We start from the raw sequence: 24393 nt of genomic DNA on the forward strand, positions 1-24393 counted from the left end.
GAGACCACGCCCGGAATGGGGCGGTCCGCCCCCCGGTTGGGGGAACGCGAAATGCCCGGCGCGGTGGCACTGTATGCGATTGAGCGGCCCTCATTTTTTCGATCTGGTCGCCAGACGCAAGATTTCAACCATCCAACCATTGGGGTTCACTGTGACCGACACGTTGCGGATTGCCGTTATCGGCGCTGGGTATTGGGGGCCGAATCTGGCCCGGAACTTTCGGGCGAGCCCGCACTGGGAACTTGCGGCGGTCTGTGACCTCGACACCGACCGGGCCCAGCGTCTCGCCGGTCCCGGAAGCGGAGTGCGGGTGACGTCCTCCGTCGAGGCCCTGCTCGCCGACGACACCCTGGACGCCGTCGCCATCGCCACGCCGGCGGGGACCCATCACGACATCGCCTGCGCGGCGCTCGCCGCCGGCAAACACGTTCTGGTGGAGAAGCCGCTCGCGGACACCAGCGGGCGCGGTGCGGCGATGGCGCGGAAGGCCGCCGAGAACTCGTTGGTCCTGATGACCGACCACACCTACTGCTACACCCCGGCGGTGCTGAAGATCCGTGAGCTGATCGACGAGGGAGCGCTCGGTGACATCCTCTTCATCGACTCCGTCCGTATCAATCTCGGCTTGATCCAACCGGACGTCGACGTGTTCTGGGACCTCGCCCCGCACGACCTGTCGATCATCGACTTCGTCCTGCCCGGTGGCCTGCGCCCGCTCAGCGTGTCGGCGCAGGGAGCGGACCCGCTCGGGGCAGGCAAAGCCTGTGTCGGCTACCTCACCCTGCCGCTCCAACACGGAGCCATCGCCCACGTCCACGTGAACTGGTTGAGCCCCACAAAGATTCGCACCATGATCATCGGCGGCACCAAGCGCACCCTGGTCTGGGACGACCTCAACCCGCAGCAGCGGGTCAGCGTCTACGACCGCGGTGTGGACCTGGAGACCCAATCCCTGGACGGACTCGAACGACGGGCCGCCGCGATCTCCTACCGGCTGGGCGACACCTGGTCGCCCGCCCTGTCGGAGCGGGAGGCGCTGGACTCCATGGTCACCGAGTTCGCCACAAGCATCAGGGAGCGGCGCGCCCCGCGCACCGATGCCGGGTCAGGGCTGCGGGTGCTCGAGGTGCTCGAGGCCGCCAGCCGCAGCCTGGCCGAGAACACCGTGGTCACCTTTCCGTCCACGCCACAGGCCACCGTGCTGCAGGCCCAGTTGGCTGGAGAGCCGGCATGACCGCGTTGTCGGGCGCCGAGGTGCTGGTCACCGGGGGTGCTGGCACCATCGGCTCCACTATCGTCGACCAGCTCCTCGACGCGGGGGTCGGCCACATCGATGTGCTGGACAACTTCGTGCGCGGCCGGATGGCCAACCTCGACAGGGCGATGGCCGATGGGCGGGTGTCTGTCATCGACGGCGATATCCGCGATGCCGCCCTGGTGCACCGGGCAACAGCGGGGAAGCGCCTGGTCTTCCACCAGGCGGCGATTCGCATCACCCAGTGCGCCGAGGAGCCGCGCCTCGCCAACGAGGTGTTGGCCGACGGGACGTTCAATGTGCTGGAGGCCGCCGCAGCCCACGGTGTCGACAAGGTCGTCTCCGCGTCCAGCGCCTCGGTCTACGGGCTCGCAGAGGTCTTCCCCACGCCGGAGAGCCATCACCACCACAACAACGACACCTTCTACGGTGCGGCGAAGTCGTTCGGCGAGGGGATGCTGCGCAGCTTCCACACCATGTACGGGCTGGATTACGTGGCCCTGCGTTACTTCAACGTCTACGGTCCACGGATGGATGTGCACGGTCTCTACACGGAGGTCCTGGTGCGTTGGATGGAGCGCATCGCCGACGGGAAGCCGCCGCTGATCTTCGGTGACGGGCTGCAGACCATGGACTTCATCTTCACCACCGATATCGCCAGGGCGAACATCCTGGCGGCAGCCGGGAATCGAACCGAGGGCGTCTACAACGTGGCAAGCGGCACCGAGACCACCCTGCTGGGGCTGGCCGAGGCGCTGCTTGAGGTGATGGGCTCCGACCTGGCGGTCGAGCACGGGCCGGACCGTGCTGTCAACGGCGTGGTCCGCCGCCTGGCCGATACCGGCGCCGCACGTCGGGACCTCGGCTTCGAGGCCCAGGTCGGACTGCACGACGGCCTGCGACGGCTTGTCGACTGGTGGCAGCCGCAGCGCGAGGAGATCTCGGCCGGTCGCGTGGGCGTGGCGTCATGAGCCGGATCAACGTGATGAAGCCGTGGATGGGCGTGGAGGAGATCAACGCCCTGACCGAGGTGATCGAGTCCGGCTGGGTGGCGCAGGGTCCCAAGGTCGCCCAATTCGAGCACGAGTTCGCCGCCTCGATGCAGGCCGGCCACGCCGTGGCGACCTCGAATTGCACCACAGCTCTGCACCTGGCGCTGGTCGTGGCCGGTGTCGAAGCCGGTGACGAGGTGATCGTGCCGTCATTCTCCTTCGTCGCCACGGCGAACGCGCCCACCTACGTCGGCGCGCGACCGATCTTCATCGACGTCGACCCTGACACCGGATGCGTCACGGCGGACGGCGTCGCCGCCGCCATCACCGATCGCACACGTGCCGTCATCGTGGTCGACCAAGGCGGTGTCCCGGTCGACCTCGACCCGATCCGCGACCTCTGCGACCCGCTGGGCATCGTGGTGATCGAAGACGCCGCGTGCGGTGCCGGGTCCACCTACAAGGGCCGCCCGGTCGGGGCGGGAGCCGTGCTCGCCGCATGGTCATTCCACCCGCGCAAGCTGTTGACCACGGGAGAGGGCGGCATGCTCACGACCTCGAACGCGGACTGGGCCGCGCGTGCCAGGCGACTGCGGGAACACGCCATGAGCGTGTCGGCGAACGACAGGCAGGCGAGCATCCTCGCGCCGGCCGAAGAGTACCTGGAAATCGGCTTCAACTATCGGATGACCGACCTGCAGGCTGCCGTGGGGATCGTGCAACTCGGGCGCTTGCCGGAGATCGTGCGCCGACGGCGTGAGATCGCCGATACGTACACCGCTGCCCTGGCTGGTGTCGCCGGGCTGCGCCCGGTGCGCGACCCGGAGTGGGGCACCTCGAACTATCAGTCCTACTGGGTCGAGGTCGGCGAGGACTATCCGCTCGACCGGGAAACGCTGCTGCTGCACCTCGCCGAAGCCGGGATCTCGGCTCGCCGGGGCATCATGTCGGCGCACCTGCAGCCGGCCTACGCCGGGAGCCCGTCGCAACGCACCCCGCTGCCGGTGTCGGAGCGCCTCACCCGCAATACCCTGATCCTGCCGCTGTACCACCAGCTCGATGCGGCCCAACAGGCCACCGTCATCGACGCTGTGCTCGACCCGCTCACGGTGGTGGCACATGGCTGAGGTACTGCTCGTCGCGGCGAGCGGCCTGGCCAGGGAGGCCCTCTCGGTGCTGCGCCGATCGGGTCAGCACACGGCGATCGGCTACCTCGACGACGACGCGAGCCTGTGGGGGAAAAGCCTGGACGGGCTGCCGATCCTGGGCGGAACCGCGCAGGCCGCAGAGCATCCGCGGGCCCGGCTGGTCATCTGCGCCGGACACGGGGCCGCCCGGGCAGCGATCGCGGCTCGCCTGGCCGGCACCGGCCGCAGCAACGACGACTACGTCAGCATCATCGAGCCCGGCGTGGTGGTACCGGGGGATTGCACGGTGGGGGTGGGCAGCATCCTGCTCGCCGGCGTCGTCCTGACCACGAACGTGGAGCTCGGCCGGCACGTTGTGGTGATGCCGAACGTCACGCTGACCCATGACGACCTCGTCGAGTCCTTCGCCACGCTCTGCGCGGGGGTCACCCTCGGCGGTCATGCCTGGATCGGTGAGGGCGCCTACCTGGGCATGAACGCGAGCGTGCGCGAGGGCGTGCGGGTCGGCAAATACGCGGTGCTGGGAATGGGCGCCGCGCTCACCCAGGACCTGCCGAACGAAGAAACCTGGCTGGGCGTACCGGCCCGCCCCAGAGAGGTAGCTACAGCATGAGGGTTCCCTTTCTCGATCTGGTCGCCCAGCAGGCGGAGATCGCCGACGAGGTGCTGCCCGTCTGGCAGGCGCAGTTCACCTCAGCGGCATTTGTCGGCGGCGCCGAGGTCGCCGCATTCGAGCGGGAGTACGCCGCCTACATCGGCACAAAACACTGCGTCGGTGTGGCCAACGGTACCGACGCCGTCGAACTCGCGCTCCGCGCCGTCGGTGTCCGCCCCGGCGACGAGGTCATCATCCCCGTCAACACGTTCATCGCGACCGCCGAGGCCGCGACACGTCTCGGCGCGATTCCGGTCTTCGTCGACGTCGACGAGCAGTACCTCCTCATCGACCCTGCCGCCGTCGCTGCGGCTGTCACCACGCGCACCAGGGCGATCGTGCCCGTTCACCTGTACGGCCAGACCGCACCGATGGAGGAGCTCATCCCGATCGCGAACCGGCACGGGCTGGCGATGGTGGAGGACGCCGCCCAATCGCAGGGTGCCACCTCGACGCTCGGCCGAGCAGGCTCACTCGGCCGGGTCGCCGCGACGAGCTTCTACCCCGGCAAGAATCTCGGTGCCGCCGGCGATGCCGGCGCCGTGCTCACCGATGACCCGGCCGTCGCCGAATTCGTCCGGAACTTCGGCGCCCACGGCAGCTCGGTGAAGTACGTGCACGACCGGGCCGGCGTGAACTCGCGGCTGGACGCCGTGCAGGCCGCGGTACTGCGGGCAAAGCTGCGCAGGCTCGACCGGTGGAACGCCGCCCGCCGCGCGGCCGCCGCGCGGTACGCCCAGATGCTCGCCGATGTGTCCGGCGTGCGGGTACCGGCCAGCCGGCCCGGCAACGAGGATGTCTGGCACCTGTACGTCGTGCAGGTCGCCGAACGCGACCGCGTGCTCGCCGAGCTCGGCGACGCGGGCGTCGGCGCGGCCATCCATTACCCGACGCCGTTGCACCTCACCGCCGCCTACGCGGGCCTCGGCTATCAGGAGGGACAATTCCCGGTCGCTGAGGCAGCTGCCCAGCGGATCCTCTCGCTGCCGATGTACCCGCACCTCACGATGGAGCAGCAGAGGTTCGTCGTCGACTCCCTCGAGCGCACCAACGTTCCGGAGAGGGGCATGGCTCCCTCCCAGCTGGTCCGGGAGGCGCTGTGAGAATAGTCCGGCCCACGCCGCTGAAGGGGCGGCCGACGGTGTCGGTCGTGGTTCCCTGCTACAACTACGGGCGATACCTGCCCGAGGCCGTGGGCAGCATCCTCTCGCAGCCCGGGGTCGATCTCGAAGTGATCATCGTCGACGACCACTCGACGGACGGGTCCGAACTCGTGGCCGCCGAACTCGCCGCTCGGCATGAACAAGTGCGCCTGATCCGCAATGCGGTGAACAAACGGCACATCGCGACCTACAACCGGGGACTCGCCGAGACCACTGGCGACTATGTTGTCCTGCTCTCAGCCGACGACATGCTCGCGGATGGCGCGCTCGCGCGCGCGGTCGCCCTCATGGAACGCTATCCCAACGTCGGACTGGTCTACGGGTATGCGCCGGGGTTCAGCGAGACGCCGGAAGCATCGGCGGCCGGGCGGACCTGGTCGATCTGGCCGGGGCGGGAGTGGGTGGGTGCTGTGACCCATCGCGGAGACAGCGTCGTCATCAATCCCGAGGTCGTCATGCGCAACTCGGTGATGAGGAGGCTTGTCGGCTACGACGCGGCATACCCGCACGCTGCTGATCTGCTGCTGTGGCTGCAGGCGGCGACCCTCTCGGACGTCGGGCGAGTGAACGGCGTGCAAGCGCACTATCGCACCCATGCGCAGCAGATGCATGTCACGGACTACTCGGGGACCCTGACCGACATGCGCGAGCGTACGGCGGTGTACCGCGACTTCCTCAACGACGCGGAATGGGGCCGTCACCTCCAGGGGAACGATCGGATGCTTCGCAACGCGCTGCGGTCAACGTCACGGGAAGCGGTGTGGTGTGCGCTGTTGGCCGAGATGGACCCAACCGCGACAGGAGGAAGCGGCAGCGACTTCCGGAACTTCGCGCGCACGCAGTATCCGCCCATCACCCGGACGCTGCTCTGGAAAGAACTGGATCGACGGCGTCAGGGTCGCAAGCCCGCGATTCCGGATGCGGTGCTTTCCCTGGTGTATCGCGTCAAGTGGGCCGTCAAGTGGCGAATGTGGCGTCGGTGGGGGCTCTGATGACGTGGTGATGGACGGTGAGCAGGGAAGGGATGCCCAGCCCGGTCGGACCGATGTGCCCGAGATGGATGTTGTGCACAGCATCGCACCGACGAGTGAACCAGAGATCGACCTCGGGCGCAGTGCCGCCGAGGGCGTTGTGTGGTTGACGATTCAAAAATGGGTCATCCGGGTGCTGGGCATCGTGACCATCGCGCTGCTGACCCGCCTGCTCACCCCGGAGAATTTCGGCGCCGTCGCGGCGGCCTCGACCGTGCTGCCGTTCTTCTTCCTACTGGCCGATCTCGGGTTTGCGGCGTACATCGTGCAGGTCGAGAAGACCGACGGACGGATGTTGAGCACCGCTTTCTGGTTCTCGATGACGGCGGGGATCCTGCTGTGCGGATGTCTGTTCATCATCTCGCCGCTGCTCGGCTCGATCTTCGCGTCACCCGACGTGGTGCCCGTACTGAGGGTGCTCTCGCTCTGGGTCGTCATCACCGCGATCGGCTCCGTCCCCACGGCTCTCCTGCGCCGGGACATGCGGTTCGCGACGATCGCGGCCCAGGGCACGGCGGCCGCCGTTGTCGCCCAGATCGTCGCTGTCGTGATGGCATTCACCGGGTACGGCGTCTGGGCGCTCGTGGCACAGTCTCTCGTCGCCGCCGTCCTCTCCACGGTGCTCGCGTGGTGGGCCGTCACGTGGCACCCGACCTGGGAAATCTCCAGGCTGGACTTCGTCAGGATGGCGCGCTTCGGCGGCCAAGTTCTGGGTGTCGAATTTGTTGCGATGCTCCGCGCCTGGGGTGAGGCCGCCGTCATCTCGGCGACTCTGGGCATTGCGGCACTCGGATACATGAGCATCGCGCAGCGCCTGGTCCAAATCGTGCAGGACATGACGGGTAGCGCAGTGGTTCCCGTCAGCGTCGTCGCCTTCGCCAAGATCCGGAACTCGGTGGCGAGACTGCGCGACGCGTACCGGCGTGCGCTGAAGGTCGTATACGCCGCGCTGTCGCTGCCTCTCACCATCGTTGCTGTCGCCGCGCCGCTCATGCTCCCCATCCTTTTCGGTGACGGTTGGGAGCAGAGTTATCAGGTTGCCCAGGTGCTCGCCCTTGCCGGCACGTTGGCGGTCGGTGCGTGGCTGGATCACGGCCTGTTCTATGGGCTGGGCAAACCCGGTGCCTGGTTCGTGTACGCCGTGATCATCGATGTTCTGACCTTCGCCACGACGGTGTTCACCGTGCGATGGGGGCTCGTTGCCATCGCCATCGGCTTTCTCTGCGTCGCGATCTTCGCGACAATTCTCCGCTGGTTCCTCGTCGCACGTCACCTCCAGACGAAAGCGCGCGTGATCGCAGGGCCGTTCGTGTATCTGGTCGCCGTCGTCACCGCGATGACCGTGTCTGGTTGGGCCGTGAAGCTCTGGACCGCGGAGCTTCCCCCGTGGCTGGCCCTCATCCTGATCGCGCTTGTGATGCTTGTCGTGCACATCGGAATCACGCTGCTGATGGCCCGACCCGTCGTTCATGAAGTACTCAGGCTCGCCGGCCGGTTCAGGCTCGGCTCACGCCTTCCCTTCCTGGCACGGGTTCGAGAGCAGTCATGACCGCCCCGCGCACGCTGGCCGCTCGAGCGGGAGGACGCGTCAGCGCGTTGGTGCTGGGCGTCGTCACCAGAGCGACCGGAGTGCTGCCGGCACGCGTTCGCTACGGGTACGTTCATCGAACCACCGGGTTCCTCCTGCGCAAGCCGCTGCCGGCCTTGCGCGCCTTCGATCCCGGGCCCGGCTCGGAGCCGGCTGCGCGGATCGCCCGGACCGGAGACCTCACCTGTGTCCTCGGGGTGGGTGCACTGGACATCGGCGGTATCGGTTCGATCGTGGAGACACTCGCCAGCCGTCTTCCAGCGCTCGGGGTCACGCCGGCGGTCTTCTGCGCCGACGACGGAGAGCGCGCACAACGGCTCCGTGACCTGGGCCTCGAGGTGCGGTCCGTCTCCGACCGGGAGTCGGCCGTGCGCGCCATCCAACAGCTCGGCCCGGATGTGATCCAGCTTCACGGGGCGCCGGAGTTCCTTGAAGCAGCGGCCAGGGAGAGCGGGATACCCCTCGTACCTGTACTGCACAACACTGAGATTCACTTTTCTCCAGCCCGATGGCGCAGGCTCGCGCACCTCCTCGGACGGTCCTCATCTGCGATCGCCGTCAGCCAACTCGTGCGCACGTTCCACGTCGCCCGCCTGCCCGCTGGTGTGCAGTCGCGGATCACCGTGATTCCCAACGCGGCACCCGGACGGCGTGCGCCCGACACTCAGCAGCGCAGGGTCGCTCGAAGCCTCCTTGAGAAAGCGGTCCACAGCCGTTTTCACTCAGACGTAGTCTTCGTGTGCCTGGCGCGTTACGACGCCCAAAAGAATATAGCCGGGACGGTCGCATCGTTCCTGAGGTGCGTGGCCACGGGCGTGCCGGCTCAGCTGGTGATCGCGGGCGAACCATCCGACTGGGTCGAGTTCCGGCGATCAGACGCAATCCGCCGCTGCAGTCCCCATGCCGATCGTGTGCACCTGCTTGCCACTTCGGACGCACGGACCCTGTTGGCCGCAGCTGACGCGTTCCTGCTCAACTCCTTCTTCGAGGGATGGCCGGTTGCCGCCACGGAGGCGTGGACTGCTGGACTGCCACTCATCCTGAGCGATGTGGGTGGAGCACGTGAGCTCGTGGCCCGCGATCCCGGCCGTTCGGTGCTCATCGCCAACGCGGTGGGTGACGCGAACGAGGTGACCGACGCCCGGGTTGAGCGCTCACGGTGGGAATCCAGGCATCAGCGCAACTCGGCCGAGTTCGGGGACGCTATCCGGTGCGTCGTGGACACTGTGCATCGCGAACGAACAGTGCCTGCGGCATCGTGCGACTCATCTGACGGCGTCGATGCAATGATCGCCGCCCACGCACGTGTGCTTCGCCTCGCAGCACTCGGCGATGCCTCCGGCGGTTCGACCCTGCCGGGCGAGCTGGCGCCGGCTGTGCTTCCCGATCGGCTCGCCCCGGAAGAAAGGTCATGATGATGACGGTGGCACGAACCACGATGGGCGAGAAGTCCCGCCAGCTGGGATCCAGGGTCTCCCGGGTCACCGGAATCCTCCGCACCGAGGGCCCGCGTGCTCTCGCCCAGCGGCTGGCGCGATACACGTACAACGAGCTCGGTGCGGCGAGTCTCGGGGAGCCCCTCCTCGACGACGACATCGCCGACTCGACGGAATTGAACCTGGAGTTGCCCGACCGCCGACCGCCGCGCTCGCGGCCACTGCGAATCGGGTGGGTGATCGTGCCACCCAGTGCAGGCTCCGGGGGACACACCACCCTCTTTCGCATGGTCGAGGCACTCGAAAGGGCAGGCCATCAGTGTGAGCTGTTCCTCTACGACCGATATGGCGGCCAGTTGAGTTCGCACGAGCGGGTCATCCGCGACTGGTGGCCGAACATCCGCGCCAACGTGCGCGACGCCACCGGTGGCATCACGGATGTGGACGCCTGCGTCGCTTCAGGGTGGGATACGGCCCATGTCCTGGCTCGCCGGAGCCCCTCCCCGATGCGCCGCCTCTACTTCATCCAGGACTATGAACCGTATTTCTACGCTCACGGATCCCTGTACTCACTGGCGGAGGACAGCTACCGGTTCGGTTTTCGCATGATTGCCCTGGGAGAAATGGTCGCCGGGCTGCTTCGGTCCGAGATCGGCCTGTCCCCGGACGTTACGGAGTTCGGCTGCGACACGTCCGTGTACAGGCTTCTGGCCGAGCGTGACCGCTCGGGCGTGGTCCTGTTCGCCCGGCCCGAGGTGCCCCGCCGTGGCTACCCGTTGGCGCGATTGGCGCTCGGGCGCTTCCACGAACTGCATCCAGAGGTCACGATCCACCTCTATGGATCTGAGGTCAGGGGACTGGCGTTTCCGGCGACCCAGCACGGCAGGCTCACGCCGACCGAACTCAACGAACTCTACAACTCCAGCATTGCCGGACTCGCGATGTCGTTCACCAACATTTCCCTGGTCGCCGAGGAGATGCTGGCGGCGGGAGCCATCCCCGTGGTGAACGACTCGGTGAATTCGCGGGCGGACCTGGTGAACACGAACGTGACCTGGGCAACCCCAACGCCCCAGGGGATTGCCGCTGCGCTCGGAGCGGTGGTGACGCGCTCCGACGTGTCCGCCGCGGCACGGCGAGCAGCCGAGTCTGTGCGGCAATTCGGCTGGACCAAAGCCCAGGCCGACGTCGTCCGAATCGTCGAAGACGAGGTGTACGGACCATGACACCCGTCCCGGAGAAACGACCAGCTGGTCCGCACCCGCCTGGACGCCACAGGCGGCAGGTCTTCCGATTCTCGTCAACGCCGAAGGAGCGCTCAATGAACCGCAGGACGACCGCACCGCACGTGCTCATCATTGTGGAGAACCTCCCGGTTCCGCTCGACCGACGGGTGTGGCTGGAATGCCAGGCCCTGATCCGGCGGGGATACCAGGTCAGTGTGATCTGCCCTCGGGGACCGGGTGACCCGGCCCGCGAGCACCTCGACGGGGTGGACATCTACAAGTACAAGCCTGCGCGCGAGGCGAAGGACACCCTCGGTTTCGTGTGGGAGTTCGCCTACAGTTGGCTGCGCACAGCGTTGCTGTCCCTGGTGGTGCGCCGTATCCGACCGTTCGACATCATCCAGGCGTGCAATCCGCCGGACACCTACTGGTTGTTGGCGCTGATGTGGCGTCCCTTCGGCGTGAAATTCGTCTTCGACCACCATGATCTGAATCCCGAGCTGTTCATCTCCAGGTTCGGTGCACCCCGGGGCGGGCTCAAGTGGCTCGAATACCGTGGCCTGCTCTGGCTCGAACGTGCCACCTTCCGCGCCGCGCACCGGGTCATCTCGACGAACGAGTCGTACAAGGCGATCGCCGTGCGACGCGGAATGCGCCGTCCTGAGGAGGTGACGGTGGTGCGCAGCGGACCTGACACCGCACGGATGCGCCCCATCTACCCGGAACGGCCCTGTGCGGCCGACGAGATCAACCTGGTGTATCTCGGGATCATGGGACCCCAGGACGGGGTCGACCAGGTGCTGCTCGTCGTCGACGAACTTGTGCATCGCCGGGGGCGTGCCAATGTGACCGCCACGCTCCTGGGCTTCGGCGACTGCTTCACCGCCCTCACTGCCCAAGCGCGAGCCCTGGGGCTCGAGGACCACGTGACCTTCACGGGCCGGGTGGACAAGGCCGCCATCGCCGAGCACCTCAGCCGGGCCGACATCGGTCTGTGCCCGGATCTGAAGACGCCGCTCAATGACCTCTCGACGATGAACAAGACCATGGAGTACATGGCGTACGCGCTGCCTGCGGTGTCTTTCGACCTTGTCGAAACCCGGGTCTCGGGCGGAGACACCCTGCTCTATGTGCCTTCGGGCGACATCACGGCTTTCGCGGACGCCGTCGAGACGTTGATCGACGACCCCGCGCTGCGGGCGGAGCTAGGCCGCAAGGCCAGGTCACGAGTGGCCACGCTCATGGACTGGCGCCCCCAGGCGCAGGCGTACCTGTCCGTGTACGACGATCTGGCCGGGCCGACACGGCCGACGCAGCCCGCGGCGGCAGACACTGAGACGGCCAGTGACACCGATCCCCAGGGCCGGCGCTACGTCGATCTCGACAATGCCGAGGAATTCGACCGGTATCTGGTGGAGCGCAGCGCGCGGGCCGAGCGGAGCGCCCGATGACGCCGGCCAGGACGTGCCTGCATCACCTGCTCAGCCAGGCCGCCGCCGCGACCCCGGATGCCCCGGCACTGACCTATCGCAACACCACCATCAGCTACGCCCAGACCTGGCGGATGGCCAGCGCCGTCGCCGCGCAGCTGCTTGACATGGGACTGAAGCGCGGCGACCGGGTGGCGATCTACCTCGAGAAGCGCATCGAGACCGTTACGTCGATCTTCGCCGTCTCCGCCGCCGGTGGTGTGTTCGTTCCGGTCAACCACGTGCTCAAGGCGGCACAGGTCGGCCACATCCTCGGCGACAGCGGCGCAGCAGTGCTCATCACCTCCGCCGGCAGGCTCACGCAGCTGGCCGAGGTACTGGCGGTCTCCGCTGTGACGCAGGTGATCGTGATCGATGACGCGGCGCCCGAACCTGGCGCACCCTGGCAGCTCCACCGCTGGGCCGACGGGCAGGCGGTGCCGGAGGAGCCGCATCCCGCGCGCAGGATCGACATCGATCCGGCGGCGATCCTGTACACCTCGGGAAGCACCGGCAAACCCAAGGGCGTCGTGCTCAGCCATCGCAACCTGATCGTCGGCGCGGAGAGCGTGAGCTCCTACCTGGAGAACACCAGCGACGACGTGATCCTCAGCGTGTTGCCCCTGAGCTTCGACGCGGGTCTGAGCCAGGTGACGACGGCTTTTTCGGTCGGCGCCCACTGCATCCTGATGAACTACCTGCTGCCACGGGAGGTACCCAAGCTGTGCGAGCAGTACGGCGTCACCGGCCTGACCTGCGTGCCGCCGTTGTGGCTGGCACTGGCCGAGCTCGACTGGCCGACGGCGGCCGCGAGTCGGCTGCGGTACTGGGCCAATACCGGCGGCAGGATGCCCCGCCCGACCCTGGACCAGCTGCGGCGGATTTTCCCCGCGGCAACCCCCTACCTGATGTACGGCCTCACCGAGGCGTTCCGCTCCACCTACCTCGACCCCGCTGAGGTCGACCGACGCCCGGACTCGATCGGCAAGGCCATCCCGAATGCCGAAGTCCTCGTCCTCCGCCCCGACGGGACGCGATGTGCCCCCGGTGAGGAAGGGGAACTCGTGCACCGGGGGGCACTTGTCGCGCTCGGCTACTGGAACGACCCGGTCCGCACTGCCGAACGCTACCGGCTGGTGCGCCATCCGGACCAGGAGTGGCTGGCCCCGGAGAGAGCCGTCTGGTCCGGGGACACGGTGGTGGCCGACGACGAGGGTTTTCTCTACTTCGTGGGTCGCCATGACGAGATGATCAAGACCTCCGGATACCGGGTGAGCCCGACCGAGATCGAGGAAGCGGCGCACAGCACCGGTCTTGTCCGCGACGCTGTGGCCGTCGGAGTGGACGACCCGGCGCTTGGCCAACGGATCGTGCTGCTGGCGACCCCCATAGCTGCCGACCTCGATGTCGGCGCACTCACGGTCGCACTGAAACGGGTCTTGCCGCTCTACATGGTTCCGTCGCGCATCGATGTGCGCCGTGAGATGCACCGTTCCCCCAACGGCAAGTACGACCGCGCCCGTCTTATGTCAGAGCTGATGTCGGAGGTGTCCGGATGAAACCGAACGAACATATCGCCCGGTTCGGAACCGTGGACGGGGAACTGCAAATCGGCGGCCTGCCGCTCAGCAGGGTCGCCGCCCGCGTCGGTTCGACGCCGTTCTTCGCCTACGACCGTGGTCTGCTCGACGAGCGGGTCAACCTGCTGCGTTCCGCGCTGCCCGAACGGGTCGAGCTCAGTTTCGCGATGAAGGCCAATCCGATGCCCGCGATCGTGCAACATTTGGCCGGCAGGCTCGACCGGATCGACGTCGCGTCGGGGCTGGAAATGCAGACTGCGTTGGACACCACCATCCGTGTCGACAGGGTCAGTTTCGCCGGCCCGGGCAAGACCCCGGCGGAGATCCGACAGGCCGTCGCGGCCGGCATTCTCATCGAGGTCGAGTCCGGCACCGAATTCCGCCGGGTGCTTGCCGCCGGCGACCAGCTCGGGCTCACGCCGAACGTCGCCGTCCGGGTGAACCCCGACTTCGCTGTCAAAGGATCGGGGATGCGGATGGGCGGTGGACCGCAGCAGTTCGGCATTGACGCGGAACAGGTGCCAGCGGTGCTGCGCGAGTACGGCACGGCGGGAGCGAACGTGCTCGGTTTCCATGTGTTCGCCGGCTCGCAGAACCTGAACGCGGCCATCATCGCCGAGGCGCAGCGGCGCACCGTCGACCTGGTCAGTTCTCTCGCGGAGCACCTGGCCGATCCGCTGCGTTACCTCAACCTGGGGGGTGGGTTCGGTATCCCGTACGTCGACAAGGACCGGCCGCTGGACCTCGACGTCGTCGCCGCGAACCTCCACGAGTTGGTGGACGGGCCGATTGCCGAGCGGATGCCCCAGGCCAGTCCGGTCATCGAACTCGGCCGGTACCTCGTCGGGGAGTGCGGGGTGTACGTCACCCGGGTCCTGGACCGCAAGGTGTCCAGGGGCAAGACCTTCCTGGTCGTCGACGGTGGGATGCACCACCAGCTCGCGGCCTCCGGCAACTTCGGCCAGGCCATCCGCCGCAACTATCCCGTCGCGGTGGGCACCCGCGCCGAGCGGGCCTCCGCCGAGGCCGTCACCGTCGTCGGATGCCTGTGCACCCCGCTTGACCTGCTGGCCGACGACGTCGACCTGCCCACCTCCGACATCGACGACCTCATCGTGATCTTCCAGGCGGGGGCCTACGGCCTGACCGCCAGCCCGACAGCCTTCCTCGGTCACCCAGCGCCGGCGGAAGTCCTCATCTGAATGTCCCCGTCTGAATCAGTCCCGCCTCGACAAGGAGCACCAATGACCGACACCCTGAACGACATCCGTACCCTGCTGATCGAGGCCCTGGAACTGCGTCAGCGCCCCGAGGACCTGCGAGAGGAAACCGCACTGTTCGGCGCGATGCCGGAACTCGACTCGTTCGGAGTCGTGAGCCTGGTGGCGTCCCTCGAAGATCACTTCGACATCACCGTCGACGATGACGAGTTCGGTGCCGAGATCTTCGAGACGGTGGGCACCCTGACCGGATTCGTCGATGCCAAACTCGCCGCAGCCTGATCGGGCGGCGCCGCACGGCGGCCTGCCTGGTTTCATTGCCGTGCATCGGCACGAATCGGGCCTCGACGTGGGGCGCGCACTGCCAGAGGGAGCGACGCAGTCGGACCATGGGCCGGCGATGCTGGCCACCTGGGGTGTGGCGGTGCCGCGGCAATCGACGCAGACCGTGGCCCTCTCCAGCGTTCTGAGAACCGAACGAGGGACAGTCTCGTTAGAAGAGATCGACGAAGGTATGCGCAGTAATCCCCAGGGCTTGACGCGGCTGCTGCCGCCCTTCGCCGCCGTGCGCGGTGACGACGACGGGGTGACCATGGTCGCCGACTCGATGGGGTTCAGGCAGCTGTACCACAGCACGCCGGCCGCCGCGGGTGCGCCCGTGCTGTGCACGTCGGCGCTGCTCGCCGGGTGGCACAGGGGCGCCGCCGTGGATCACACCGCGGTCGCTGTGCAGTCCCTGCTGGGGTGGCAACTGGGCCAGCGCACCCTGCTGTGCGGGGTCGACAAGCTCGCCCCGGGTGCGACCGCCCGCCTGGACGCTGATGGTGTGAGCGCGAGCACACCGGACCGGGTGAGCGAGGCGGCGATCGGGCTCGACGAGGCCGTCGCCGCAGCGGCAGCCCTGCTGCGTGCGTCACTGGACGCGCTGCTGGACGATCACCCCGACGCTGTACTGCAACTCACCGGCGGGCAGGATTCCCGCTTGCTGCTCAGCGCCATCCCCGTCGCCAGGCGCCGGGGACTCCGGGCGATGACGCTGGGGGTGCCCGGCGGCGGCGACGTCGACGTGGCCAGCCGGCTCGCCGAACGATACGGACTGCGGCATGACGTGCACGGCCTCGCCGGCCTGGACGGCCTGAGCGGCGCTGAAGCGTGGGATCTCGTGTCAGCGGCCGCGATGCGTCTGGACGGCATGGCGGATCCCATCGCCCTCGCCGCCCTCACGGTTGCGGAGAGCAGCTTCGATCAGGGCGTGCGAATCTCGGGGCTCGGCGGAGAAGTCGCCCGCGGCTTCTACTACGTCGGCGCCGTCAAGGAGCGGGCATTCGCGCGCAAGGACGCCGAACAGCTCGCGGCCTGGCGCATGTTCGCGAACGAATCCGTCGAGCCGGGCCTGCTCGAGCCGGAGTTCACAGTCTGGGCGAGGAAGGCAGCCGACGACGAGGTGGTCTCTGCCCTGTCCTCCGCCGGTGGCGAGTGGTTCCACGCCACCGACGAACTCTACCTGCGGCACCGCATGCAACGATGGGCGGGCGTCACCGATACCGCAGCCGGATCCGACCGGATCATCATCAACCCGATGCTGAGCGCAGAATTCCTCGGCATCGCCTCACGACTGGCCCCCGAAGACAAAGCACATTCGCTCTTCCTCGCCAGACTGCAGATGGAACTCGACCCCGAACTCGGCAGGATCCCGCTGGAGGGACGCGCGGCACCGATCCGCGCGGCGTACCCGACCCCGTGGCGTTCGGCAACGACAACGCTGGGCACGGGACGGCGGCTGGCCCGCAAAGTCGCCCAGCGAATCCGGCACGGGAATCGATCACCGGCCGGGGGGCCGGTGCTTGCCGCCAAAGTCGTCGACCACTGGCGGCGGCATCCGGAATTGCTCTCTGCGGCGCACCTGTCACCCTTTGTCCGACCCGCGTGGATCGACGGCGTGATCGACGGGCGCGTCGCACCGAAACCCAGTTCGGTGGCGTTTGTGACCAACCTCATTGTGGCGACTACGGCGCGTGTTCCGCAGGGTGGCCGAGCGGACGTGCGCTAGTACGCAACCCGTTTGACGGACCGATGGAACGGTGCAGAAAACGACAGCCCGGTAACCCGATTCGGTCGTACGGCCCGCCTGCCGTGGAGGGTGAATCGGTCCACGGATAGAGCGGGGACCGGTCAGGTGTTTCCGGGACTCGATTTGACGAGGTGAGGTTAAGTCACGTCTAATGGGGTGCGCGTGCCCCAAAAGGGGGTAAACGTGAACTCCACGACGGTCACCACCACGGCCAGAGATGGTCGGTATTCGTCGTGTCCGAAACACAAGATTAGGACGCAATATGCACCTCCTAGGAGGCTCGGCGAGCCAATTCGCCACCACGCCCCACAGTCAGCCCCGTATCGGCCGCATCGCGGTCGCCCTCGCTTTGCTGCTCGCTCTCGTCGCCACAGCCGGTCAATGGGGGCTGAGCCCCGCGGCCGCGGCCACCAGCAGCACGATCCTCGGGACCTCCACTCCGACCCGCCTCGTGCAGCACTCCGATTCCGCCGCGGTCGAAGTGGGAACTCGTTTCACAGCACGCTCGGATGGCACAGCCGCCGGAATGCGCTTCTGGAAGGGCGAGGGCGCAGCCGGACCCCACACCGGCACCCTGTGGAGCGCAACGGGCAAGAAGCTCGCGGGCGCGACCTTCTCGAATGTGTCGGGTTCCGGTTGGCAGAAAGCTGATTTCGACAAGGCGATCACCCTGACCAAGGGCGAGTCCTACGTGGTCTCGTACCACGCCCCCAAGGGGCGGTACGCGGCGACCCAGAACTACACCGGGACGTCGCTCTCACCCGACTTGGCGATCACCGCTGAAGCCGGCGTGTTCAGGTACGGGTCACAGGCGCGCTTCCCCACCAAGACCTACAAAAACAGCATGTACTGGGTGGATGTGGTGTTCACTCCGACGGGTGCCGCCACCCCGACGCCGCCGGTCGTCACACCGACGCCGACGCCGCCGGTCGTGACGCCCACGCCGACCCCGCCGGTCGTGACCCCGACCCCGACCCCGACGCCGCCGGTCGTGACCCCGACCCCGACGCCGCCGGTCGTGACGCCGCCCGCCGCCGGTGGGTTCCCCTCGGCTGCCAACACCGGAGTTCCGGCCGGGACGGCCCTGACCGACTACACCGGGCCGTGCCGGATCACGGCGCCAGGTACCGTCATCGACGCCAAGCGGGTGAACTGCGGCACACTGTCGATCGCCGCGACCGGAGTTTCGATCACTCGCTCGGTCATCAACGGCGGCGTCTACAACGATGACAGTGGCACCGGATCCTTCTCCATCACCGACAGCCAGGTCGACGTGGGCAACAAAGCGGGGACCGGTATCGGCGACGTCCGTTTCACTGCGACTCGCGTCCATGTGACGGGTGGCAACCGTTCGGTGAACTGTTTCCGCGACTGCACCCTGGCAAACTCCTACGTGCACGGCCAGTTCCGCGACAGCACTGGGACCTACCATGAATCCGGCGTCCGGATGGGGTCGGGTTCGGTTATCCGGGGCAACACCATCGCCTGCGACGCGCCCGATGTGGCTCCGGATGCAGGATGCTCAGCAGCGCTCACCGGCTATGGTGACTTCGCCGTCGTGCAGAACAACATCATCGACGGAAACAAATTCGTCGGCGGTTCGGGCGGCTATTGCACCTACGGCGGTTCGACGCAGGGCAAGCCCTACTCCAGTGGGACCCGCGATATCCGCTTCACCAACAACGTGTGGGAGCGCGGGAGCAGCGGCAAGTGCGGCTTCTACGGTCCGATCACGTCGTTCGACACCAACGCGCCGGGCAATGTGTGGAGTAACAACAAGTGGGACGACGGAACGGCGGTCCAAGCCGCGAACTGATCCACGAACGGTCAGATGTCCTGACTGAATGACGCGAGGGCCTCCGCGGCCGACACGGGTTGTCACAGCACCCGTGTCGCCGCGCGAAGGCCCTCGTTGGTCAGTCGCCGTCTACCACTGGAGCAGGGCCAGCTCGCTGTAGAGATAGTCGATGTCCTCGGCCGGCACGGTCCCGCTCCGAATCATCTTCGACCGAGGCGTACCCACGTCGATGCCGAGAACAGGGGCGAAGCCGAGCATCCGACGCTCGGCAAGCGTCGCCAATTCCGCGTGCCGAAGCAACAGGTGTGAACCGATCTGCGGCCACGCCCGCCTGAGCAGCTCACGGCTGCCACCGACATACAGCGGCGATGAGAACACCGGAAGACGTTTGCGGCGGTCCTTGCGAGCGACGAGATAGCTGTACTCGCCCTGCGAGATCGCCACGATATGGCGGGCAGCGGGGGCGTCCACATGGTCACGGTACACGCGGGCGTCCCGCCCGGTCAGTACCCCCGCGATCAGCCTCGGGTTCTCCGTCACGGTGAGGCCTCGTCGAGGCAGGCGCGGCAGGTTCGGCGCCAACCGGGTTGCGGTGTCAAGAGAGGTGAAGCCGAGCCGCTTGTTCAGCGCCACGACGTTTCCGCTCGGCGAGAAGTCGGTGAACTCGAACCCCTTCTGAGCGAGGATCGCGCGCATCAGGCGAAAGCTGTGCGCGCGGTAGTCCTCCAGAACGCAGAAGGCCGCCAGATTGCAGAACCGGCGCTGAACGCCGTTGACCTCGCGTGCGGAGTAGACCGCCAGATAGACCCCCACGATCCTGCCGCCGTCGACGAGGGCGAAACCGTGGTTGGGCGGATCGGGATTCCACGGGGGAGCGAGGATGGCGCGCCACGCACGAGGACTGACCGCCGCGTTCAGGTGATCGTGGAGAAACTCCGTGACCGCACCGGCATCCTCGGCGGTGATGGGCCGAAGGTCGATCACGGTCGGCGAACTGACGATGAGTGGAAGCGCCGGGTGAGGATCATGCCGATACCCCGGGTGTTTCTGGTCGGGCCCGCCCCCTGGTGCTCTCATCGCGACCCCAGCCCTCACCCTGCCCCACCCTTCGCCGGGCGAGAAGACCGGCGAGGAGGGTGATGAGCACATACGGCAGTGCGCTGGGCAACAGACGCGGGTTGGGCAGCACGACATCGCGCAGCCATGCCCAGCGGTCGGCTGAGCGCACCCGCACACCCAGCTGCCCTGCCGTGCCGGCCGCCCGCATCTGGGCGTTGCCCCGACGAACGCGAACCAGCCGTCGGACCAGGTCACGGGTCGTGAACGGAACGGCGACCACCACCTCGACGGTGCTCACTTCGGTTTTCTCTTCGTCGGTGAACTGCGAATCCAGGAACAGATCGTCGGCGATCATCGCCGGGAACTCGTCGAACCGTGCGCGGCCCGGTTCAGAGAGCGCAATCATGCCCCGCCCGAACAGCCCGTTCCGGAATGCCGGCAACTTCTCGTTGATCGAGAAGTAGGCACGCACGGGCCAGGGGCGTCCCTCCATGTCCAGCCGCCGCCGAGGCACCACGGCGAGCGGGAGCGGGGTCTGTGCCAGGCGTGCCACCAACGCGGCAACACCGCCGGGGGGCACCAGGATGTCGGCGTCGAGGTAGATCCGGGGGAACCCAGTGGCCGCCCGGTCCCCGGCATTCAGCGCGGCGGCCTTGCCCGGTTCCGGGCGATCGATCACGACAACGCCAGGACGTGTTGCCAGGGCCACCGTGTGGTCACTGCACCCGTTGGCGCTGACGACGATCTCCATGGGAGCGCCGGGCTGCGTGGCGAGCAGCGCGTCGAGACTCGGACCGATCACGTTCTCCTCGTTGTAGGCGGCGATCACGATGCTCGGCATGAGATTCCTTTCGATGCTTCTCTGTGGGGCATCAGGTGGGCAGGAGCGCACGGCTCGCGCCCAGTTGCGGCGGACGGGTGGAGGGCCTCAGCAGCGCGCGCAGCGTCGTCCAGGACCGGCGGTCCCCGAGGACGGCCCGCCGGAGTTCGACGACGATGGTCAGGCCGAAATACAGCCAGGCGCGAACCCCACCCGTGCGGCGGCGATAGAGGCGCACCCGGTTGAGCATCTGCATCGTGTGCGTTGTCGCGCTCTCGCCAGACCCCCCGCCGACATGCATGGCGCCGGCGTTGGGGGTATAGACGGTGGCCCAGCCCGCATCACGAGCCCGGAGGCTGAAATCGGTCTCCTCCGAATAGAGGAAGAACGACTCGTCGAGGCCGCCTAGGCCGTCAAAACACCGGCGGTCAACGAGCAGGATCGCGCCAACGGCCCAATCGACCTCGTGCTCGGTCTGATACTGCCCCGGCAGCTCGATTCTCTCGGCGAACACCGGCAACCCCGTGAAGCTCAGCCCGCCGACACGCCCAAGCGTCGGTCCGCGGCGAAGTGTCGGGGAGAGGCTTCCATCTTCCTCGCGCACCCTCGGGGCGATGATGCCTGCGCCGGTACGTCGGCGCAGAACCTCGAGCATCCGTGGCACCGCGTGGGGATCGAGAGTTGCATCGGGGTTGAGGATAAGAATGGCCGGCGCGGGTGGTGACGCGTTCACGGCCCGGTTGATGCCGGCTGCGTAGCCATCGTTCGAGGCCCGGATGACTCGGCAATCGGTCCGGCCAGCCAGCAATTCCGGCGTTCCGTCGGTCGAATCATTGTCGACCACGACGACGGAATACCGCAGTTCGCCGAACGCATCGGGCAGGCTGTCGAGGAGGGCTGCCACGTGGCGGGTGCTGTTGAACGTGACCACGACTGCCGCGACGTCGACCTCGTCCGCCGAGGCACCCGGCTCACTCATTGCCAGCCGCGATTCGTGCGCGCCCGGTCGGCCACGTTCTCGAGGCCACATCCGAATCGGCGATGGCGCGGACGCTCCCGCAGAGTCCCGCCACCAGGAACAGCACACCGCCCGCGATCGGGAAGGAGAGACCGTCAAAGAATGCGAAGAGTACGGCGACATTGAACACTGAAGCGGCCAGGGCGTGACCGAGCAACCTCATGTCCCTGGTGCTGGAGTGTCGCGCCCGACGGGCGCTCCAGATTGCCGCGCCGAAGAACGCGGCGAAAGCCAGGAGGCCCAGGATGCCGACCTCGATAGCGACCAACACCCACTGGTTGTCGAAAATGTAGTACCTGGGCAGGAACAAGCCGAATCCCGAGCCGATCACGGGGGAGGGGGACATGAACTCGGGAATCCGCTCAAGCCCCGTGGTGCGGGACTGGGTGCTCGGATCTGACGCGATGCCCGAGAAGAGAGCGAGAGTTGTCGAGAGCAGACCCGGCACAAACGCGAAAGTCGCCGCGGCGAAAAGGGCGCCGGCACTGATCACGATGGCTCGGTACCGTCCGGGCACGGCCGGGATCATCGAGATCACGGCCACCGCGAACCCGATGATGGCCGAGCGGGATACGGCGACCAACGACGAGACCGTGATGAGGCCGACGGGAAGCCACCACCAGAGCCCGCCGTGGGTGCGATCAGACCGGAATCCGCGCGTGATGGCCGCGGCGATGACCAACGGCAGGGCTGTGTTGATCGCTGTCGCGTACTCGAGTGGATGGATAGCCGTTCCCGTCGACCGAATCACGCCGGCGCGCTCCTGGATTCCGCCCGCCATGCTCAGGCCGGGGATCGTCCCGAAAAAGTCGACGAACGCCTGTCCGGTGAAGAACTGGAGGAGGCCGAGTGCCGCAAGCAGTCCGGCTCCGATTCCAATCCGTCGCACCATGGTGGCCAGATCGGTCATCGTGCGGATTCCGTCTACCGCAACGAGCAGCACTCCCGCCCACGACAGCAGCCGGATGACCGCTACGAGTGCCGGACTTGCCTGGTCGTCCGGCTGGCCCCGCAGCATGGCGGCGGCGAAACTCACCAGGACGACCATCACGAAGGCGATGAAGGTGAATCGCACGGGCTGGGAGACCGGCTCCGCATCGAAGCCCTGTGTCTGCAGCCGGGCGACGACCCACCAGACCAGCAGGACGAGACCCCAGATCAATGACGGGCGACCGAGAGCGCCGAGCGGGGTGATGACGACGCCGGAGGGTATCCCCAGGAGTAGAACCAGGTAGACCGTGAGCATCGTGACCGCATCGCCACCTCGTCGTGTGCCGGCGATGCCACGAGCCGGCATGCCAGTCGTCGACGAATGGGCGCTGTACATGGTGCTCACCGCGCGCTGTGGACAGGGGAACTTGCCGCGGCTTCTGTCGCGTCGTCGTCGGCGTCATCCGTCTGGTCGAAGACCGTGGCTGGCGCGGTCCGTTTCGGCGCCCGGGACCTGGGCGTCTCGGCCTCGGGTGCCTCTGGGGTGGGCGAGGGCTCGGTAGCGCCCTCGGTGACGGTGTCGAGTTCCTCCCCCCGATTGCGCTGCCTGTACCCATCGATGAGGCCTGCGACGACGAGGGTGAGCGCGAGTCCGGCGAGGCCGACGGCGCCGGCGATGATGAATCGATTCCGCTGCTGGAGGATGCTCTGGCTGTCGACGGTGATGGGCAGGACGGTCACGCGGTTCCGCTTGGCAATGTTCTCGGTCTGCTGGAGATCCGCCAGCACGGTTTCAGTGCGTTCCACCAGAAGGCCCAGTACCTCCTCTGCGGCGGCGTCGGTTGCCGCAGTCACGACGATGACGATGACCGGGCCGGCTGTCGCAGTGTCGCGGGTGATCTCAACCTGCACCCCCGAACGTCCGGCGGTGACTTCGTTCACGACGTTCTCTGCGCCGACCGCCCGCACGAGAACGTCGGCTGCCGGCGCCAGACCGCCGAGGAAGAGATAGGGATTCGCGTCTTCCGGCATGCTGGCGGCGCCGGGTATGAGGAGTTGCGTCGAGGAGCGCTCGTAGCCTGGAGGAATCACGGACCAGGCGCCGAACGCGAGTGATGCCGCGATCAACGCCCCCGGGAGGACGATGTACCACCGTCGCCAGAGGCCGCGGAGAGTGTCGACAAAGTTCATGTGGGCGATCCTTCCAAGATGTGACGGGTCGGGATTCTGGGTGGGGTGGCGGGCGTCGTGCGTTTTCGCGAGAGTCTGCGGTCGACCATCACCGAGCCCCAGGCGCTCACGGTCAGGGCGACGGCGAGCATCGCGGCAGCGGCGGCGGCCTGACCGCGTCGAGAGGGTGAGACGTACTCGATCCGCATCGTGAGGGGGGCCACGATGGCCCTGATCCTGTCGGCGGACGGAATGGCCAGCGAGGCCTGTTCGGCGTCTGCGACGGCCAGCACCTGGTCGACCAGGTCGCGTTGCTGGGACTCGACCCAGTCGTACGAGCGCCCCACGATCTGCAATTCGATGTCTGATCGGCCGAATGTCGATACCCACTGGCTGCCTGAATTCGCCAGCTCCACGAGCACACCCTGGCGCACCCCCGCACCGTAGTACGGGGCGTCACTCTCTGAATATCGTGCAGGCGGGCGGCCGTCGTTGACCACCTGTGCCACGGTCCCGGCGAAGGCGATGACGCTCGGATCGGTGGTTCCGTTGTACGGCGACAGGCTGGACGTCGCCGGCCGAGTGAACGACACGACCGTCTTGGTGGTGTAAGTGCCCCCATCATTCGCCAAGACCGCGGTGGCGACGGCCGCGGCCGTGAGCACCAGAATCGTGATGTACCAGCGCCGGAGCATGGCGGACAGGATCTCGCGGAAAGTCATCGACCGACGCCCGACCCGGAATCGCAGGATGCTGGGCCGGCG

General features: G+C 67.3%; 21 protein-coding genes. 15 read left to right on the forward strand and 6 right to left on the reverse strand.

Features of this window, described 5'->3' with window-relative positions:
* The first annotated feature begins 151 nt into the window (after positions 1-151).
* The 15 genes from E3T61_RS19050 (at position 152) to E3T61_RS19120 (ending at position 18650) form a co-directional block, all read left to right on the forward strand.
* Positions 152-1234 carry a Gfo/Idh/MocA family protein gene (locus E3T61_RS19050; RefSeq protein ID WP_241992688.1) on the forward strand — a complete coding sequence of 361 codons (1083 nt, stop codon included), beginning with the start codon at positions 152-154 and terminating at the stop codon, positions 1232-1234.
* Positions 1231-2226 (forward strand): NAD-dependent epimerase/dehydratase family protein, encoded by a 996-nt coding sequence (locus E3T61_RS19055; protein ID WP_134642424.1) that lies wholly within the window; start codon positions 1231-1233, stop codon positions 2224-2226. Before E3T61_RS19050 ends, E3T61_RS19055 begins: the two co-directional genes overlap by 4 nt.
* A complete protein-coding gene (locus E3T61_RS19060; RefSeq protein ID WP_134642425.1) occupies positions 2223-3374 on the forward strand; it encodes a DegT/DnrJ/EryC1/StrS family aminotransferase in 1152 nt (383 codons plus the stop codon). The genes E3T61_RS19055 and E3T61_RS19060 overlap by 4 nt, the downstream gene beginning before the upstream one ends.
* Entirely contained in the window at positions 3367-4008 is a 642-nt protein-coding gene (locus E3T61_RS19065; RefSeq protein WP_134642426.1) for a NeuD/PglB/VioB family sugar acetyltransferase, read from the forward strand. The genes E3T61_RS19060 and E3T61_RS19065 overlap by 8 nt, the downstream gene beginning before the upstream one ends.
* Entirely contained in the window at positions 4005-5153 is a 1149-nt protein-coding gene (locus E3T61_RS19070; RefSeq protein WP_134642427.1) for a DegT/DnrJ/EryC1/StrS family aminotransferase, read from the forward strand. Before E3T61_RS19065 ends, E3T61_RS19070 begins: the two co-directional genes overlap by 4 nt.
* Positions 5150-6205: a glycosyltransferase family 2 protein gene (locus E3T61_RS19075; protein WP_134642428.1), complete on the forward strand. Its 1056-nt coding sequence runs from the start codon at positions 5150-5152 to the stop codon at positions 6203-6205. Before E3T61_RS19070 ends, E3T61_RS19075 begins: the two co-directional genes overlap by 4 nt.
* A gap of 64 nt (positions 6206-6269) precedes the next feature.
* Entirely contained in the window at positions 6270-7793 is a 1524-nt protein-coding gene (locus E3T61_RS19080; protein WP_241992689.1) for a lipopolysaccharide biosynthesis protein, read from the forward strand.
* The gene (locus E3T61_RS19085; RefSeq protein WP_134642430.1) at positions 7790-9247 is read left to right on the forward strand and encodes a glycosyltransferase family 4 protein; all 1458 of its coding nucleotides are present in this window, start codon (positions 7790-7792) and stop codon (positions 9245-9247) included. Before E3T61_RS19080 ends, E3T61_RS19085 begins: the two co-directional genes overlap by 4 nt.
* Positions 9248-9249: 2 nt before the next feature.
* The gene (locus tag E3T61_RS19090; protein WP_241992690.1) at positions 9250-10494 is read left to right on the forward strand and encodes a rhamnosyltransferase WsaF family glycosyltransferase; all 1245 of its coding nucleotides are present in this window, start codon (positions 9250-9252) and stop codon (positions 10492-10494) included.
* A gap of 95 nt (positions 10495-10589) precedes the next feature.
* Entirely contained in the window at positions 10590-11945 is a 1356-nt protein-coding gene (locus E3T61_RS19095) for a glycosyltransferase family 4 protein (RefSeq protein ID WP_134642431.1), read from the forward strand.
* Entirely contained in the window at positions 11942-13522 is a 1581-nt protein-coding gene (locus E3T61_RS19100) for an acyl-CoA ligase (AMP-forming), exosortase A system-associated (protein ID WP_134642432.1), read from the forward strand. The genes E3T61_RS19095 and E3T61_RS19100 overlap by 4 nt, the downstream gene beginning before the upstream one ends.
* Positions 13519-14745 (forward strand): pyridoxal-dependent decarboxylase, exosortase A system-associated, encoded by a 1227-nt coding sequence (locus E3T61_RS19105; RefSeq protein ID WP_134642433.1) that lies wholly within the window; start codon positions 13519-13521, stop codon positions 14743-14745. The genes E3T61_RS19100 and E3T61_RS19105 overlap by 4 nt, the downstream gene beginning before the upstream one ends.
* Before the next feature lie 42 nt (positions 14746-14787).
* Positions 14788-15045: an acyl carrier protein gene (locus tag E3T61_RS19110; protein ID WP_134642434.1), complete on the forward strand. Its 258-nt coding sequence runs from the start codon at positions 14788-14790 to the stop codon at positions 15043-15045.
* Between the two features lie 232 nt (positions 15046-15277).
* Positions 15278-16813, forward strand: coding sequence for a hypothetical protein (locus E3T61_RS19115; protein ID WP_134642435.1), 1536 nt, complete (start codon positions 15278-15280; stop codon positions 16811-16813).
* Between the two features lie 283 nt (positions 16814-17096).
* A complete protein-coding gene (locus E3T61_RS19120) occupies positions 17097-18650 on the forward strand; it encodes a DUF4082 domain-containing protein (protein WP_166793312.1) in 1554 nt (517 codons plus the stop codon).
* 111 nt (positions 18651-18761) lie between these two features.
* Here the strand turns inward: E3T61_RS19120 and E3T61_RS19125 are convergent, their stop codons facing one another.
* From E3T61_RS19125 to E3T61_RS19145, 6 genes are read right to left on the reverse strand one after another with little or no spacing between them, the layout of a single operon-like run.
* Entirely contained in the window at positions 18762-19616 is an 855-nt protein-coding gene (locus tag E3T61_RS19125) for a GNAT family N-acetyltransferase (RefSeq protein ID WP_198418731.1), read from the reverse strand.
* Between the two features lie 40 nt (positions 19617-19656).
* Entirely contained in the window at positions 19657-20532 is an 876-nt protein-coding gene (locus E3T61_RS19130) for a glycosyltransferase family 2 protein (protein WP_134642437.1), read from the reverse strand.
* A gap of 31 nt (positions 20533-20563) precedes the next feature.
* Positions 20564-21490, reverse strand: coding sequence for a glycosyltransferase family 2 protein (locus E3T61_RS19135; protein ID WP_166793313.1), 927 nt, complete (start codon positions 21488-21490; stop codon positions 20564-20566).
* The gene (locus E3T61_RS21975) at positions 21483-22856 is read right to left on the reverse strand and encodes an O-antigen ligase family protein (protein WP_338145547.1); all 1374 of its coding nucleotides are present in this window, start codon (positions 22854-22856) and stop codon (positions 21483-21485) included. Before E3T61_RS21975 ends, E3T61_RS19135 begins: the two co-directional genes overlap by 8 nt.
* Before the next feature lie 5 nt (positions 22857-22861).
* Entirely contained in the window at positions 22862-23650 is a 789-nt protein-coding gene (locus E3T61_RS19140; RefSeq protein ID WP_134642439.1) for a hypothetical protein, read from the reverse strand.
* Positions 23647-24351 carry a hypothetical protein gene (locus E3T61_RS19145; protein ID WP_134642440.1) on the reverse strand — a complete coding sequence of 235 codons (705 nt, stop codon included), beginning with the start codon at positions 24349-24351 and terminating at the stop codon, positions 23647-23649. Before E3T61_RS19145 ends, E3T61_RS19140 begins: the two co-directional genes overlap by 4 nt.
* Positions 24352-24393 lie beyond the last annotated feature (42 nt).

The sequence above is a fragment of the Cryobacterium lactosi genome (assembly GCF_004403945.1).
GTDB lineage: Bacteria > Actinomycetota > Actinomycetes > Actinomycetales > Microbacteriaceae > Cryobacterium > Cryobacterium lactosi.